We start from the raw sequence: 13,496 nt of genomic DNA, 5'->3' as shown, positions 1-13,496 counted from the left end.
CCTGTGCGGGTGGTTCTTTTTATCCATACGATCCTGGGGGGGACTCGGCCGGACCCCCGCGCGTGGTGCCGACCGAAATCGGGTGGGGGGGGCGTCCGGCGGGGGGGGCGGCGGGGCCCCCCCGGCCGCCCCCACTCCCTCGCCGACGGGCTCAGGCGCCGATCGGTGCGGGCCGCTCGACGCCGCCCGCAACGTCGTTGACGCCCGGCGAGGCGCTGCCGCCCCGACCACCGTCGCCGGAGAGCGGCCCGCCCGTCGCCGCCGCCCGCCGGGCGCGGAGACCGAACGCGCTGACGGCGGCGGTCAGGGCGGCGGCCAGCGGGACGACCAGGGCCGCCCGGTAGCCGTCGAGGAGGGCGGCGGACGACGTGCCGTCCGTGGCGGCGATGTTGACGGCGGCCACCGCCGACAGCCCCAGCGCGGCCCCGAACTGGAAGGACGTGTAGAGCAGCCCGCCCGCCACACCCTGCTCCTCCTCGGCGATGCCGTCGGTGGCCACGATGGTGAGGGGCCCGTAGACCAGGGAGAAGGACACGCCCAGGAGGAGCAGGCCGGGGAACATCGCCGCGTACGTCCAGTCCTCGGCGATCGGCAGGAACAGGGCGTACGACAGCGACGCGACGAGCAGCCCGCCGAAGATGACCCGGGCGTCGCCGAACCGGGCCACCAGCCTCGGGGTGAGGAGCGGCGAGAGGACCGCGTCCACACCGATCACGATCAGCGCGAAGCTGGTCCGCAGGGACGACCAGCCGCGCAGCTCCTGGAGGTAGAGCACGGCGATGAACTGGAAGCCGAAGAATCCCGCGGCGAACAGCAGCCCCGACACATTGGCGCGGACCAGCGCCCCGCTGCGGAAGAGGCCCAGGCGCACCAGCGGTGAGGACGAGGCGCGCTCGATGAGGACGAACGCGAGGAAGAGGAGCAGGGCCGCGCCGATCGTGCCGACGGTCCAGGCGGCCGGGACGTGCGTGGCCCGCTCGACGCCGAAGACGAGCAGCAGGATCCCGGCGGTGACGGCGACCGCCCCGGCGAGGTCGACGCCCTGCCCTGCGCGGTCCGGCCGGGGCGAGGCGGGGACGAGCGCGAGCGCGGCGAGGAGGATGCCGAACGAGAGGATGACCGGGGCGAAGAACACCCAGCGCCAGTCGATGGCGGAGAGCAGCCCTCCGACGACCAGGCCGATCGAGAAGCCCCCGGCGGCGGTGCCCGCGTAGACCAGCAGGGCCTTGTTGCGCTGCGGCCCCTCCGGGAAGCCGGTGGTGATGATCGACAGGCCGGCCGGGGTCATGAAGGCCGCGGCGATCCCCGTCACGAAGCGGGCGACGACCAGCATCCAGCCCTCGGTGGCCAGCCCGCCCAGACCGGAGAAGAGCAGGAACACCACGAGCCAGAGGACGAACATCCGGCGGCGGCCGAACAGGTCGGCCGCCCGTCCGCCCAGCAGCATGAAGCCGCCGTAGCCCAGGACGTACGCGCTCATCACCCACTGGAGCGTGCCGGTGGACAGATCCAGATCGTCCCGGATCGCGGGCAGGGCCACGTTGAGCATGGCCACATCGATGCCCTCCAGGAAGATCGCGCCGCACAGGACGAACAGCACGCCCCAGGCGCGTCCGGTCATGCGGTCACTGCTCGAACTCGACGGGGACGGTTCCGAAAGGGTCGGTGATGAGGGCACGGGACTTCTCCTTGTACGCGGACGAGTGGGCATGGCGAGGCAGCGCAACGGCAGCCGTGCGGAGCGGGGTTGTTGTGCGGAGACCTCAAGCGGGTCGATGCATCCGGGAGTTACCGAAGTGCTGGTCGGTTCCCTCTTGTAACCACTCGAAGCTTGCGGCACCGTGGGGAGGTATGGAAGAAGGCACTTCGAAGTCACCGAGTAACTGCGCGGATACCGACGTCGGTCAGGACTACGACATCAGCCAGTGGGACGTCCGTGAGGGATGCGAGGTGCGGCAGATCCTCGACCGCGTCGCGGACAAGTGGTCGCTCCTCGCCATCGCCCACCTGGAACGCCGCACGCTGCGCTTCTCCGAGCTGCGCCGGCTGATCGAAGGCATCAGCCAGCGCATGCTGACGGTGACCCTGCGCCAGCTCGAACGCGACGGCCTGGTGCGGCGCACGGTCTACCCCGTCGTCCCGCCCCGCGTGGAGTACGAGCTCACAGAGCTGGGCGCGACACTGCACACGACGATCAGGTCCCTGGTCGACTGGACCGAGAGCCACCAGCAGGAGATCGCGAAAGCGCGTGCCGACTACGACGCCCGCCAGGAGGCCGGGGCGGCGGTCTCCTGAGGCCGAGAGGCCTCACCATGTCCGTGGCGGCCGGGGCCGCACTAAAGTGAAGCGGTGAACTCACCCCAGGGAAGAGCCGTTTCGCGTGTGAGCGAGGACGACCGCGAGAGCGCCGTGCGGCGCGTGCGGGAGGCGTACGCCGACGGGCACATCGCGCACGAGGAGATGGACGAGCGCCTCGACCGGGTGCTGGCCGCCACGACGCACGGAGAGCTCACAGCGGCCCTGGACTCCCTCCCGGCGGAGGACCCGGGCACCACGGCGACGATCGCCGCCGCCGGCGGGCGGATCAAGCGGCGCGGCGCATGGCGGGTGCCCCGCGTCCTCAAGGTCGAGTCCGCCTTCGGGCGGGTGCGCCTGGATCTGTCCCGGGCGATCATCGACCACCCGGTCGTCGACATCGAGCTGAACCTCGGCACCGGCAACGCGAGCATCACCGTGCCGCGCGACGCGATCGTCGAGGTCGAGGGCCTGACGACCGGCTGGAAGGACCTGCGCTACAGGCCCCGCCAGCCGGCCCGCCCCGGCGCGCCGCGCATCCGCTTCTCGGGGGCGCTGGGTTACGGCCGGCTGAAGATCCGCCACGCCTGGCGCTGAGACGGCCGCGGATACAAGGGTCGGAGACTCGCGTGGGGTGAGTACGCGTACTCACGCGGGCCGCACGGTGTCGGCGGAGACTCGGCGGATGACCCGTATACGTGCCTCCGCCAGTGCGTTCGCCCACCCCCGGCCGAGCCGATCGAGCCAGGCCCCCTCACCGGACCTGCGGCGGAGTTGAGCGCACGGGACTGGTGCGCGAGTGCTCACCATGAACAGCGCGTCATCGAGGCGCTGCAGTCGGTCCCGGAACCGACCCCCGCCAAAGTCCGGGCGACCCTGAACAGCCTCGGATACATCGACGAACACATCCACGGCCTCCAGCAGTACGGCAAGGCCACACGCTTCTACCTCGACCTGCGGGAGAGCCGCGGACGGCTCTGCGAGGCGGGTCGTCCGGGCCCTGGCGACGGCATCCGTGGCCTGCTCCTCACAGGATCAGCCGACGCGTGAACCCGGCCGCGACCAGCCGCTCGTAGGCCTTCGCGACTCCGTCCGGGACGGGCTGCTCGATCATGAAACCCTGCGCCGGGTAGACGAGCAGCCGTTGCAGGGTCCCGACGAGCATGTCGACGACCATCCGGTCGTCCCCGATGGAGTCCACGTACTCCTCGAAGGTCATCGGACTCGAAGCGCTCACGATGTCGACACCCGGCCACAGCTTGCGGGCCGTGGCGTACGCCCGCCGCTCCTCGTACGGCTTGCTGACCAGCAGGACGGATTCCACGTTCACCCCGGCCTCTTCGAGGAGGGCCCGCGAGAAGCGGATGTTCTCACCGGTGTTGCGGGCATTCGGCTCGACCAGCACGGCGGACACCGGCACGCCCAGCTCTACGGCCCGCTCCCGGTAGTGCACGGCCTCGCCGCGCGGCATCCGGTCGCGGGTGGTGGGGCTGGTCGAGCCGGTGAACACGATGACGGGGGCCAGCCCGCGCAGGTAGAACCCCGCCGACACGTCGGCCACCCCGAGGTCATGGCTGCCGAGCCCGACGATGACCGAGCAGGGGCGCGGGGTGTGGTGCATGAGGTGGTGATCCCACACCTGCCGGGCATCCGACCATGACTGGGTAGTGATCACGACTGCTTGCCCTTCGTGCGTGCCGAGTCCGGTACTGCGAAGTCGTATGTCCAGCGGAACCTTGACGCGGCGTGCACACCGATGGCGAACTCGACAGGCGATCCGCCTGCGGTGAAGGCTGTCCGATGAAGCTCCACCACGGGTTCACCAGAGGGTAGTTGTAGCAGCTTCGCCTCCTCCGGCGTGGCCGGGCGAGCGAAGAGCTCTTCGCGCATGTGGTCGATCTCGTACCCGGCGTCGTACAGGACACGGAACCCTCCACCACGCCCAGCCGGGCCGGGCGCTGGGTCGACCAGGCGGGTACCTTCGACGTGTTCGGGGCGGTAGTAGCTGGTCAGGGTGTGCGTGGGGTGGCCGCTCTCCTTGATGAGGCGGGCACGCGCGTACACGTCGGATCCTGGCCGCAGGCCAAGGGCGGCGGCAATGGTGTCCGTGGCTTCGATGCGGCTCACTGTCTGCGTCTGGTCGCCACGGCTGTGCGGTCGCCCAGACGCTACTCGGTCCGCGATGAACGCGACTTCGTCGCCGTCGCGCCACTTCGCCTTGTCGTAGCGGTCGATGCCCAACCGCTTGAGAGCCGCAGGCGGCCGTACGACAGTGCCGTGACCGCGAAATGAGGTGACCAGGCCCTCTGCCTCCAGCGCCTTGTACGCCGCATGGACCGTCGACTTGGACCCCTCGCCCGTTGCCACGAGATCCCTGATGTGCGGCAGCTGATGGCCCGGCGCGTACTCGCCACTCCTGATGCGTTCGGCCAGCTTGTCGGCCAAGTCTCGCCACTTGGGCGCCATGCGTCGCTCCTCTCAACAGGAGCAGTCAAACACAGCGAGAAGAAGGTTGACAGTCCTGGGACTGTGAGTCACAGTGGCATCACTGGCGGTTGTAGTCCCAGGGCTGAAAGGCTGGTTCCGTGATGACGGAGAGCAGTAGTGGTCGGCGGAATCTCTCTCGACTCGTCAGAGAGCTGGGCAGTGACGGAGTTCTCGTCGTCCCGATCGGTGACTCTGGGCAGGGCGACCTCGATCTCGTTCCCGGTGCCGCGCTCCGGTGGCCGCCCTGTCAATGCGGGCACTCGCTCTGCCCCGACCTCGTACCGCCGGAGGGTGATGGGTGATCCCAGGTGACACCGCCGCCCCGGCCACCGTGAGGACATCCACGGCGACCGGGGCGGCGGTCGGAAAGCTGGGCGGCTCAGCCCGGCAGCCCCAACTCCCGGGCGATCAGCATCCGCTGCACCTCGCTCGTCCCCTCGCCGATCTCCAGGATCTTCGAGTCGCGCCACATCCGCGCCACCGGGTACTCGTTCATGAAGCCGTAGCCGCCGTGGATCTGCGTCGCCTCGCGGGCGTTGTCCACCGCGACCGTCGAGGAGTACAGCTTCGCGATCGCCGCCTCCTTCTTGAAGGGTTCGCCCGCCACCAGCCGCGAGGCCGCGTCGCGCCAGCCCACCCGGGCCATGTGGGCGCGCATCTCCATGTCGGCGATCTTGAACTGGATGGCCTGGTTCGCGCCGATCGGCCTGCCGAACGCGTGGCGCTCGGCCGCGTACTTCACCGACTCGTCCACGCAGCCCTGCGCCAGGCCCGTGGCCAGCGCGGAGATCGCGACCCGGCCCTCGTCCAGGATCCGCAGGAACTGCGCGTAGCCCCGGCCCTCCTCGCCCAGGAGGTTCGCCGCCGGGACGTGGACGTCGGAGAAGGACAGCTCCCGGGTGTCCGAGGCGTTCCAGCCGACCTTGGAGTAGGGGGCGGCGACCGTGAAGCCGGGGGTGCCGGACGGGACGATGATCGCGGAGATCCGGGGGCGGCCGTCCTCCTTGCGGCCGGTCACCGCCGTCACCGTGACCAACTCGGTGATGTCCGTACCGGAGTTGGTGATGAAGCACTTCGAGCCGTTGATCACCCACTCGTCTCTGGCCTCGTCCAGGACCGCCGTCGTCCGGGTGCCGCCCGCGTCCGAGCCGCCGTCCGGCTCGGTCAGGCCGAACGCGCCGAGCGCCTCGCCCGAGCAGAGCTTCGGCAGCCACTGCCGCTTCTGCTCCTCCGTGCCGAACAGGTGCAGCGGCATCGCGCCCAGCGAGACCCCGGCCTCCAGGGTGATCGCCACCGAGGAGTCGACCCGGGCCAGCTCCTCCAGGGCGATCCCGAGCGCCAGGTAGTCGCCGCCCATGCCGCCGTACTCCTCCGGGAACGGCAGCCCGAACAGGCCCATCCGGCCCATCTCGCGCACGATCTCGTACGGGAACTCATGGCGCTCGTAGAAGTCGCCGATCTTCGGCGCGACCACGTCGTGCGCGAACGCCTCGACCGTGCGGCGCAGTTCCTCGTGTTCGGCGGTCAGACGGTGGTCCAGGGACATGGTGTGGCTCACTCCTTGTGGGAGGGGGAGGAAGAGGAAGGTGTCAGGGCGCGGACCGTGCGGGATGGGCTCGGTCGGCCCAGGTGTTCGGCCAGCCAGACACTGGTGGCGGTCAACTCGCGCAGGTCGACGCCTGTTTCGATGCCGAGGCCGTCGAGCATCCACACGAGGTCCTCGGTGGCGAGATTGCCCGTGGCGCTCTTCGCGTACGGGCAGCCGCCCAGGCCGCCCGCGGAGGCGTCGACCGTGCTCACCCCGTGCTGGAGCGCCGCCAGGGTGTTGGACAGTGCCTGGCCGTACGTGTCGTGGAAGTGGACGCCGATGACGGGGGTCGTCACGCCCGCCTCGTTCAGCGCTGTCAGCAGTGCCGTCACGTGGCCCGGCGTCGCCACCCCGATCGTGTCGCCCAGCGACAGCTCGTCGCAGCCCAGGTCCATCAGCGCCTTCGCGACCCGGACCACCTGTGCCACGGGCACCGCGCCTTCCCACGGGTCGCCGAAGCACATCGACAGATACCCGCGCACATACGCCTTCTCCGCCTTGGCGCGGGCCACCACCGGCTCGAACATGGCCAGCGACTCGTCCACGGTCCGGTTCAGATTGCGTGCGGCGAACGTCTCCGTCGCCGAACCGAACACCGCGATCGACCGGGCCCCGAGCGCCAGCGCCCGGTCCAGTCCGCGTTCGTTCGGCACGAGGACCGGAAGGGAGACGTCGCCCACGTCCGCGATATCCCCGAGGAGGGGGAACAAGGCCTCCGCGTCCGCCAGTTGGGGCACCCACTTCGGGTGCACGAAGCTCGTCGCCTCGATGGTGGACAGGCCGGCCACCGCCAGGCGGCGGATGAACTCCGCCTTCACCTCCGTCGGGACGGCCCCCTTCTCGTTCTGGAGGCCGTCGCGCGCCCCCACCTCGTGGATCCTGACCCGGGCGGGCAGTCCGGGGGCCGGGACGGTCATGGGGAGCGTGCGCGGGCTCATGAGCCCTCCTGGGCCGAAGCAGCCGCGACGGGGACCACTACCGCCAGGATCTGGTCCATCGCGACCGTCGCACCCGCCGTGACGTCCAGCTCGGTGACGGTCCCCGCGTGCGGCGCGGAGATCACGTGCTCCATCTTCATCGCCTCCACCACGAGCAGGCTCTGCCCCGCCTCGACCTCGTCCCCGACGGCGACCTTCACCACCGTGACCGTGCCCGGCATCGGGGCCGCCAGAGTGTCCGCCCCGCCCCGGCCCGCCCCGCTCAGGGACGCCTCCACCGGATCGTGGTCCTGGACGTGCCAGGTGTCGCCGTCCCGGCCGAGCCAGTCCCCGGAGCGGTGGAAGTGGCCCACCGCGCCGTCGAGTTCGACCGTGACCCGGTCGGCCGTGACCGTCGCGGAGGCCGGAGCGCTCCGGACGACGGGTTCAAGTCCCGCTACTCGCAGCGGGAAGAGCAAAGGCGCCGGCACACCCCCCGTCCGCCAGCCGTTCGGCACCGAGAACGGGTCCGTCCAGCCGCCCGCGTCCGGCCGGGGGGCCAGCGCCTCCCGGCGGACCGCTGCCGCCGCCGCGTACACCTCGTCCGGCACCCCGTCCGGCACCAGGCCCTCCGCCTCGCGCTCCACCAGCCCGGTGTCCAGGTCGCCGGAGACCACGTCCGGGTGGGCCAGCAGACGGCGCAGGAAGCCCGCGTTGGTCGGGACGCCCAGGATGACCGTGTCCGCGAGGGCCGCCCGCAGCTTGCGCAGAGCACTCGCGCGGTCGGGGCCGTACGCGATGACCTTCGACAGCATCGGGTCGTACAGGCTGCCCACCGGCACGCCCTCGCTGAGACCCGAGTCCGTCCGCACCCCGCCGCCCTGCGGCTCGCGCAGCGCCAGCACCGTACCGCCGGACGGCAGGAAGCCCCGGGCGGGGTCTTCGGCGCAGACGCGGGCCTCGATCGCCCAGCCGGTCAGGGTGATGTCCTCCTGTGCGTACGGCAGTCGCTCGCCGGACGCCACCCGCAGCTGCCACTCCACCAGGTCCAGGCCGGTGACCAGCTCGGTGACCGGGTGCTCGACCTGGAGGCGGGTGTTCATCTCCATGAAGTAGTACGAGGCCGGGTCGTCGCCCGGGACGATGAACTCCACCGTGCCCGCGCCCGCGTACCCGCAGGAGCGCGCCGCCTGCACGGCCGCCTCGCCCATCGCCGCCCGGGTCTCCTCGTCGAGGAAGACCGAAGGGGCCTCCTCGATGATCTTCTGGTGGCGGCGCTGGAGCGAGCACTCGCGCTCGCCGAGGTGGATCACGTTGCCGTGGGTGTCGGCCAGCACCTGGATCTCGATGTGGCGCGGCCGGTCGATCCACCGCTCCACGAGGAGGGTGTCGTCGCCGAAGGAGGCCCGTGCCTCGCGGCGGGCCGCCGCGATCTCCTCCGCCAGCCCCGAGGCGTCGCGGACCAGGCGCATGCCCTTGCCGCCACCGCCCGCCGAGGGCTTCAGGAGGACCGGCACGCCGATCTCCCGTGCCGCTTCCTCCAGTTGGGCGTCGGTCAGGCCGCTTCCGGAGGAGCCGGGCACGACCGGGACCCCGGCCGCGGCGACCGTCTCCTTGGCCCGGATCTTGTCGCCCATGAGCGAGATCGCGGAGGCGGGCGGGCCGATGAAGACCAGCCCCGCGTCCGCGCACGCCTGGGCGAAACCGGCGTTCTCCGCCAGGAATCCGTACCCGGGGTGCACGGCCTGCGCGCCGGTGCGGCGGGCCGCCTCCAGGAGCGCGGGCACGTTCAGATAGCTCTCGGACGCGGGCGGCGGGCCGATCCGGACCGCCGTGTCCGCCTCCCGTACATGCCGGGCGTCCGCGTCCGCGTCGCTGAAGACCGCGACCGAGCGCACGCCCTGCTCCCGCAGGGTCCGGATCACCCGGACCGCGATCTCGCCGCGGTTGGCGACCAGAACGGTGTCGAACATCGTCATCTGTTCCTCACATCCGGAAGACGCCGAAGCCGGGCCCGGCCGGGTCCTTCTGGGGCAGCGGGGCATTGGCGCAGGCCGTGAGCGCGAGGCCCAGGACCTGCCGGGTGTCCACGGGGTCGATCACACCGTCGTCCCAGAGCCGGGCGGTCGCGTAGTAGGCGTTGCCCTGGGTCTCGTACTGGGCGCGGATCGGGGCCTTGAACGTCTCCTCGTCCTCGGCGCTCCAGTCGTCGCCGAGCTGGTCGCGCTTGACGGTGGCCAGCACGGAGGCGGCCTGCTCGCCGCCCATCACCGAGATCTTGGCGTTCGGCCACATCCACAGGAAGCGGGGGCTGTAGGCCCGGCCGCACATCGAGTAGTTGCCCGCGCCGTACGAACCGCCGACCACGACCGTCAGCTTCGGCACGCGGGTGCAGGCCACGGCCGTGACCATCTTCGCGCCGTGCTTGGCGATGCCGCCCGCCTCGTAGTCCCGGCCGACCATGAAGCCGGAGATGTTCTGGAGGAAGACGAGCGGGATGCCGCGCTGGTCGCACAGCTCGATGAAGTGCGCGCCCTTCTGGGCCGACTCGGAGAACAGGATGCCGTTGTTCGCGACGATCCCGACCGGGTGGCCGTGGATCCGGGCGAAGCCGGTGATCAGCGTCTGCCCGTACTCCGCCTTGAACTCCTGGAAGCGCGAGCCGTCCACCACCCGGGCGATGACCTCGCGTACGTCGTACGGCGTCCGGGAGTCCACCGGGACCGCGCCGTACAGCGCGGCCGGGTCCACCTTCGGCTCGTCGGCCGGCTCGACCGACCAGGGGAGCGGGGCGCGGTCCGGGAGGGTCGCGACGATGTTGCGGACGATCCGCAGCGCGTGCGCGTCGTCCTCCGCGAGATGGTCGGTGACCCCCGACGTACGGGAGTGGACCTCGCCGCCGCCCAGCTCCTCCGCCGTGACGACCTCGCCGGTGGCGGCCTTCACCAGCGGCGGGCCGCCGAGGAAGATCGTGCCCTGGTCGCGGACGATGACGGCCTCGTCGCTCATCGCCGGGACGTACGCGCCGCCCGCCGTGCAGGAGCCCAGCACCGCCGCGATCTGCGGAATGCCGGCCCCCGACATCCGGGCCTGGTTGTAGAAGATCCGCCCGAAGTGGTCGCGGTCGGGGAAGACCTCGTCCTGCATGGGCAGGAACGCGCCGCCCGAGTCGACCAGATAGAGACAGGGGAGACGATTCTCCAGCGCCACTTCCTGGGCGCGCAGGTGCTTCTTCACGGTCATCGGGTAGTACGTGCCGCCCTTGACGGTCGCGTCATTGGCGACGATCACGCACTCCCGGCCGCTGACCCGCCCGATCCCGGCGATCACCCCGGCGGCCGGGGCGGCGCCCCCGTACAGCCCCTCGGCCGCCAGCGGAGCCAGCTCCAGGAACGGCGAGCCCGGGTCGAGGAGGGTGTCCACCCGGTCCCGGGGGAGCAGCTTGCCGCGCGCCTCGTGGCGGGCCCGCGCCTTCTCACCCCCGCCCAGCCGTGCCGTGGCGAGGCGTCCCGCCAGCTCGTCGGAGAGCGCGCGATGAGCCGCCTCGTTGGCCTGCCAGGCCTCCGAGGCGGGATCGGCCGCGCTCGCCAGGACCGGTGCCTGCTGCATCGTGTCGAGCCCCCTTGCCCGTACCGCGATAGTCAACCGCTGCTGTCGCGCTGCTGTCACACTGCGGTTAGTGATCGTTAACGCGTTTCCCTCAGGTTAACGAGCGCTAACGACCCTGTCTAGAATGAATCCTCATGAGCACCCATGCCGCCGCCCGCGTCGCGGCCCCCACCCGCCGCGAGCAGATCCTCCGGGAGGCCGCCCGCCTCTTCGCCGAGCGCGGCTTCCACGGCGTCGGCGTCGACGAGATAGGCGCCGCCGTCGGCATCAGCGGTCCCGGCCTCTACCGCCACTTCCCCGGCAAGGACGCGATGCTCGCCGAGCTTCTGGTGGGCATCAGCGAACGGCTGCTGGAGGGCGGCCGCATGCGGGTGTCGGAGGACGCCGCCCGGGGTGACGGCTCCCCGGAGGCCCTCCTGGACGCGCTCATCGAGGGCCACATCGACTTCGCCCTCGACGACCGTCCCCTGATCACCCTCCACGACCGCGAGCTGGACCGGCTGCGCGACACGGACCGCAAGCGGGTGCGCCGGCTCCAGCGCGAGTACGTCGAGGTCTGGGTCGGCGTCGTCCGCGCCCTCTACCCGTCGCTGGCCGAGAACCGGGCCCGTGTCACCGTGCACGCCGTCTTCGGCCTGCTGAACTCCACCCCGCACCTGGCCCGCCCCGAGGCCCTGCCCGGCCGCGCCGTGACCGCCGCCCTGCTGCACCGGCTGGCCCGGGGCGCCTTCGCCGCCGCGGAACCCTCCTGAGCAGCGGTTTCGCCTCCTGAGCAACCTCGGACCGGGCGCGCGCGTCTGTCCGGTCGACACCTAACGATGCGGGGAGTCGCACCATGGCCGTCTCACTGGGCGAAGAGATCATGTTGCTGTCGCTGGACGACACCACCGGCGCGGCGAAGGGGGAGACCGCGGCCCGCTGGGGCGTGGCGGCCGGGATGCTCCTGGAACTGGTCATGGCGGGCCGCGTCACGGTGAAGGCCGGCCGCGTCGAGGTCTTCGACCCGTCCCCTACGGGCGACCCGCTCCTGGACGGACGGCTCGACCGGCTGGCGCGCTGGGTCCACGGGACGTCCAGCAGCCGCAAGGTCACCGACTGGCTGACCCGGGACCACGCCAAGGGCTCGCAGGACGTCGTGGAGAGCCTCTGTGCTCGCGGCCTGGTGACCGAGGAGAAGCACCGGGCCCTCGGCGTCTTCCCCGTGCGCCGCTACCCGGAGGCCGACGGAACCGTCGAGCGGGAACTGCGCGCCCGGCTGGCCGCCGCGGTGCTGCACGGGGCCGAGCCGGACGTCCGCACCAGCTCCCTCGTCGCCCTGCTGCACGCCACGGGCATGCACCCCCAGGCCTTCCCCGGCCTGCCGAAGAAGCAGGTCGCCCCGCGCATGGCCCGCATCGCCGAAGGCCACTGGGCGGGCGTGAGCGTGGGCGAGGCGATCCGCAACCTCCAGGCGGCGATCTCCGTGGTGACGATGGTGACGGTCCTGACCGTGGTGACGTAGGACCGACCGGGCCGTTCCCCGGATGGAGGCTTGTCAGGCCTCTGCCGTCGGATGCCGGGTCGAGGTCGTCAGGCCGGTTGAGGCTGTCAGGCCTCCGCCGTCAGATGCCGATCCGCCCAGGCGGCGAACGAGGTCACCGGAATCCCGAGTTCCACGGCGAGTTCGGGGCGGGCGGGCTGCGTGATGGCGTTGCTCCACAGGTGGCCGGCGCCCCAGGCCGGCATCCCCGCCGCGAGGGCCTCGTCGAGATCCATCGACGGGGCCTCCACCTGCACGCCCCACGCGGTGGACAGCACCCCGGCCACCTGCTCCATCGTGAGCCGGTCGCCCGCGAGTTCCAGCTCCACCCCGTGGAAGCGGTCGGGGTCCCGTACGGCGTGGGCGACGGCCGTGCCGATGTCCTCGCAGGCCACCAGCGCCAGGGTCGTGTCCGGCCGGATGACCGTCGCGAGACCGCCGCCGGGGCCGTCCGGCGCCAGCTGGGGCAGGTTCTCCATGAAGAACGCGGGCTTGACCACCGTCCAACGGGCGAAGCCCGCCCCGCGCACCGCCTCCAGGATGGCCTGCTTGGTGTCGAAGTAGGGCTCCATCGCCGCCCAGCGCCCCTCCGCCCAGCCCGGGGTCTCCGCGTGCACGCCGACCCCGCTGGTCGAGGACTGCACGAACTGGGGCACGCCCGCCGCCCGTGCCGCCTCGACGAGGTGCGTCGCCTGCGCCAGCTCCCCGGCGAAGTCGACGCCGCTCTCGCTCATCGGCGGCATCTGCACCGAGAACACGGCCCGGACGCCCGCGCAGGCCGCGTCCAGCGAGGACCGGTCGGCCAGGTCCCCGGTCACCAGCTCGACACCCAGCGCCTCGACGTCCTTCGCACGCTGCGTGTGCGGGTCGCGCACCAGGGCGCGCACCGGGATGCCGGCGGCCAGCAGGGCCCGGGCGGTGGCCCCGCCCTGGCGGCCGGTGGCGCCGGTGACCAGGACGGGGGCGGATCGTGGTGCCATGGCGGTGTCTCCTCGCAAACCGGGGAACGCGAAAACGGCGGGGCCCGCCGTTTCCCTCCCGGCTACGATATGGCGGGGCCCACCACTTAGCAACTGGAGTG

Annotated in this window: 13 protein-coding genes; 5 read left to right on the top strand and 8 right to left on the bottom strand. The window is 71.6% G+C overall.

What is annotated here, in order from left to right; genetic code table 11:
- Nucleotides 1-151: 151 nt before the first annotated feature.
- Complete coding sequence (locus ACIQRW_RS17190) at nt 152-1,621, bottom strand: MFS transporter (RefSeq protein WP_403760581.1); 1,470 nt, start codon at nt 1,619-1,621, stop codon at nt 152-154.
- A gap of 230 nt (nt 1,622-1,851) precedes the next feature.
- Between ACIQRW_RS17190 and ACIQRW_RS17185 the strand changes: the two genes are divergently transcribed.
- The 3 genes from ACIQRW_RS17185 to ACIQRW_RS17175 all read left to right on the top strand — a co-directional run bounded on the left by ACIQRW_RS17185 (nt 1,852) and on the right by ACIQRW_RS17175 (nt 3,345).
- Nucleotides 1,852-2,295, top strand: a complete 444-nt coding sequence (locus ACIQRW_RS17185; protein ID WP_403760578.1) for a winged helix-turn-helix transcriptional regulator — start codon at nt 1,852-1,854, stop codon at nt 2,293-2,295.
- Between the two features lie 87 nt (nt 2,296-2,382).
- Nucleotides 2,383-2,892, top strand: coding sequence for a DUF1707 domain-containing protein (locus tag ACIQRW_RS17180; RefSeq protein ID WP_403760575.1), 510 nt, complete (start codon nt 2,383-2,385; stop codon nt 2,890-2,892).
- 177 nt (nt 2,893-3,069) lie between these two features.
- Nucleotides 3,070-3,345 carry a hypothetical protein gene (locus ACIQRW_RS17175; RefSeq protein WP_403760571.1) on the top strand — a complete coding sequence of 92 codons (276 nt, stop codon included), beginning with the start codon at nt 3,070-3,072 and terminating at the stop codon, nt 3,343-3,345.
- Here the strand turns inward: ACIQRW_RS17175 and ACIQRW_RS17170 are convergent.
- The 6 genes from ACIQRW_RS17170 to ACIQRW_RS17145 all read right to left on the bottom strand — a co-directional run bounded on the left by ACIQRW_RS17170 (nt 3,323) and on the right by ACIQRW_RS17145 (nt 10,896).
- Nucleotides 3,323-3,970 carry a YdcF family protein gene (locus tag ACIQRW_RS17170; RefSeq protein ID WP_403760568.1) on the bottom strand — a complete coding sequence of 216 codons (648 nt, stop codon included), beginning with the start codon at nt 3,968-3,970 and terminating at the stop codon, nt 3,323-3,325. The two genes, ACIQRW_RS17175 and ACIQRW_RS17170, sit on opposite strands and share 23 nt — an antisense overlap.
- Nucleotides 3,967-4,761: a GntR family transcriptional regulator gene (locus ACIQRW_RS17165; protein ID WP_403760565.1), complete on the bottom strand. Its 795-nt coding sequence runs from the start codon at nt 4,759-4,761 to the stop codon at nt 3,967-3,969. Before ACIQRW_RS17165 ends, ACIQRW_RS17170 begins: the two co-directional genes overlap by 4 nt.
- A gap of 400 nt (nt 4,762-5,161) precedes the next feature.
- Nucleotides 5,162-6,328, bottom strand: coding sequence for an acyl-CoA dehydrogenase family protein (locus ACIQRW_RS17160; protein WP_403760562.1), 1,167 nt, complete (start codon nt 6,326-6,328; stop codon nt 5,162-5,164).
- Nucleotides 6,329-6,336: 8 nt separating this feature from the next.
- Nucleotides 6,337-7,308 (bottom strand): hydroxymethylglutaryl-CoA lyase, encoded by a 972-nt coding sequence (locus tag ACIQRW_RS17155; protein ID WP_403760559.1) that lies wholly within the window; start codon nt 7,306-7,308, stop codon nt 6,337-6,339.
- Nucleotides 7,305-9,266: an acetyl/propionyl/methylcrotonyl-CoA carboxylase subunit alpha gene (locus ACIQRW_RS17150; RefSeq protein ID WP_403760556.1), complete on the bottom strand. Its 1,962-nt coding sequence runs from the start codon at nt 9,264-9,266 to the stop codon at nt 7,305-7,307. Before ACIQRW_RS17150 ends, ACIQRW_RS17155 begins: the two co-directional genes overlap by 4 nt.
- Before the next feature lie 7 nt (nt 9,267-9,273).
- On the bottom strand, nt 9,274-10,896 hold the full coding sequence (locus ACIQRW_RS17145; RefSeq protein WP_403760553.1) for a carboxyl transferase domain-containing protein: 1,623 nt from the start codon (nt 10,894-10,896) through the stop codon (nt 9,274-9,276).
- A gap of 134 nt (nt 10,897-11,030) precedes the next feature.
- On the opposite strand from ACIQRW_RS17145, the gene ACIQRW_RS17140 reads away from it, so the two are divergent.
- On the top strand, nt 11,031-11,648 hold the full coding sequence (locus ACIQRW_RS17140; protein ID WP_007452780.1) for a TetR/AcrR family transcriptional regulator: 618 nt from the start codon (nt 11,031-11,033) through the stop codon (nt 11,646-11,648).
- A gap of 83 nt (nt 11,649-11,731) precedes the next feature.
- Nucleotides 11,732-12,397 (top strand): GPP34 family phosphoprotein, encoded by a 666-nt coding sequence (locus ACIQRW_RS17135; protein ID WP_403760549.1) that lies wholly within the window; start codon nt 11,732-11,734, stop codon nt 12,395-12,397.
- A gap of 86 nt (nt 12,398-12,483) precedes the next feature.
- On the opposite strand, the gene ACIQRW_RS17130 is transcribed toward ACIQRW_RS17135, so the two are convergent.
- Complete coding sequence (locus tag ACIQRW_RS17130) at nt 12,484-13,395, bottom strand: NmrA family NAD(P)-binding protein (RefSeq protein ID WP_403760546.1); 912 nt, start codon at nt 13,393-13,395, stop codon at nt 12,484-12,486.
- Between the last annotated feature and the right edge of the window lie 101 nt (nt 13,396-13,496).

This window comes from Streptomyces sp. NPDC091287 (assembly GCF_044768525.1).
Lineage (GTDB): Bacteria > Actinomycetota > Actinomycetes > Streptomycetales > Streptomycetaceae > Streptomyces.
The sequence above is the reverse complement of the archived record's forward strand: the minus strand, read 5'-3'. Positions and strand labels throughout refer to the sequence as shown.

What these genes read in the sequence shown, in the direction of transcription:
- ACIQRW_RS17185 (WP_403760578.1), top strand. Translation starts at nt 1,852, where the DNA reads ATGGAAGAAGGCACTTCGAAGTCACCGAGTAACTGCGCGGATACCGAC.
- ACIQRW_RS17150 (WP_403760556.1), bottom strand. Translation starts at nt 9,266, where the DNA reads ATGACGATGTTCGACACCGTTCTGGTCGCCAACCGCGGCGAGATCGCG.
- ACIQRW_RS17160 (WP_403760562.1), bottom strand. Translation starts at nt 6,328, where the DNA reads ATGTCCCTGGACCACCGTCTGACCGCCGAACACGAGGAACTGCGCCGC.
- ACIQRW_RS17140 (WP_007452780.1), top strand. Translation starts at nt 11,031, where the DNA reads ATGAGCACCCATGCCGCCGCCCGCGTCGCGGCCCCCACCCGCCGCGAG.
- ACIQRW_RS17155 (WP_403760559.1), bottom strand. Translation starts at nt 7,308, where the DNA reads ATGAGCCCGCGCACGCTCCCCATGACCGTCCCGGCCCCCGGACTGCCC.
- ACIQRW_RS17190 (WP_403760581.1), bottom strand. Translation starts at nt 1,621, where the DNA reads ATGACCGGACGCGCCTGGGGCGTGCTGTTCGTCCTGTGCGGCGCGATC.
- ACIQRW_RS17135 (WP_403760549.1), top strand. Translation starts at nt 11,732, where the DNA reads ATGGCCGTCTCACTGGGCGAAGAGATCATGTTGCTGTCGCTGGACGAC.
- ACIQRW_RS17165 (WP_403760565.1), bottom strand. Translation starts at nt 4,761, where the DNA reads ATGGCGCCCAAGTGGCGAGACTTGGCCGACAAGCTGGCCGAACGCATC.
- ACIQRW_RS17145 (WP_403760553.1), bottom strand. Translation starts at nt 10,896, where the DNA reads ATGCAGCAGGCACCGGTCCTGGCGAGCGCGGCCGATCCCGCCTCGGAG.
- ACIQRW_RS17130 (WP_403760546.1), bottom strand. Translation starts at nt 13,395, where the DNA reads ATGGCACCACGATCCGCCCCCGTCCTGGTCACCGGCGCCACCGGCCGC.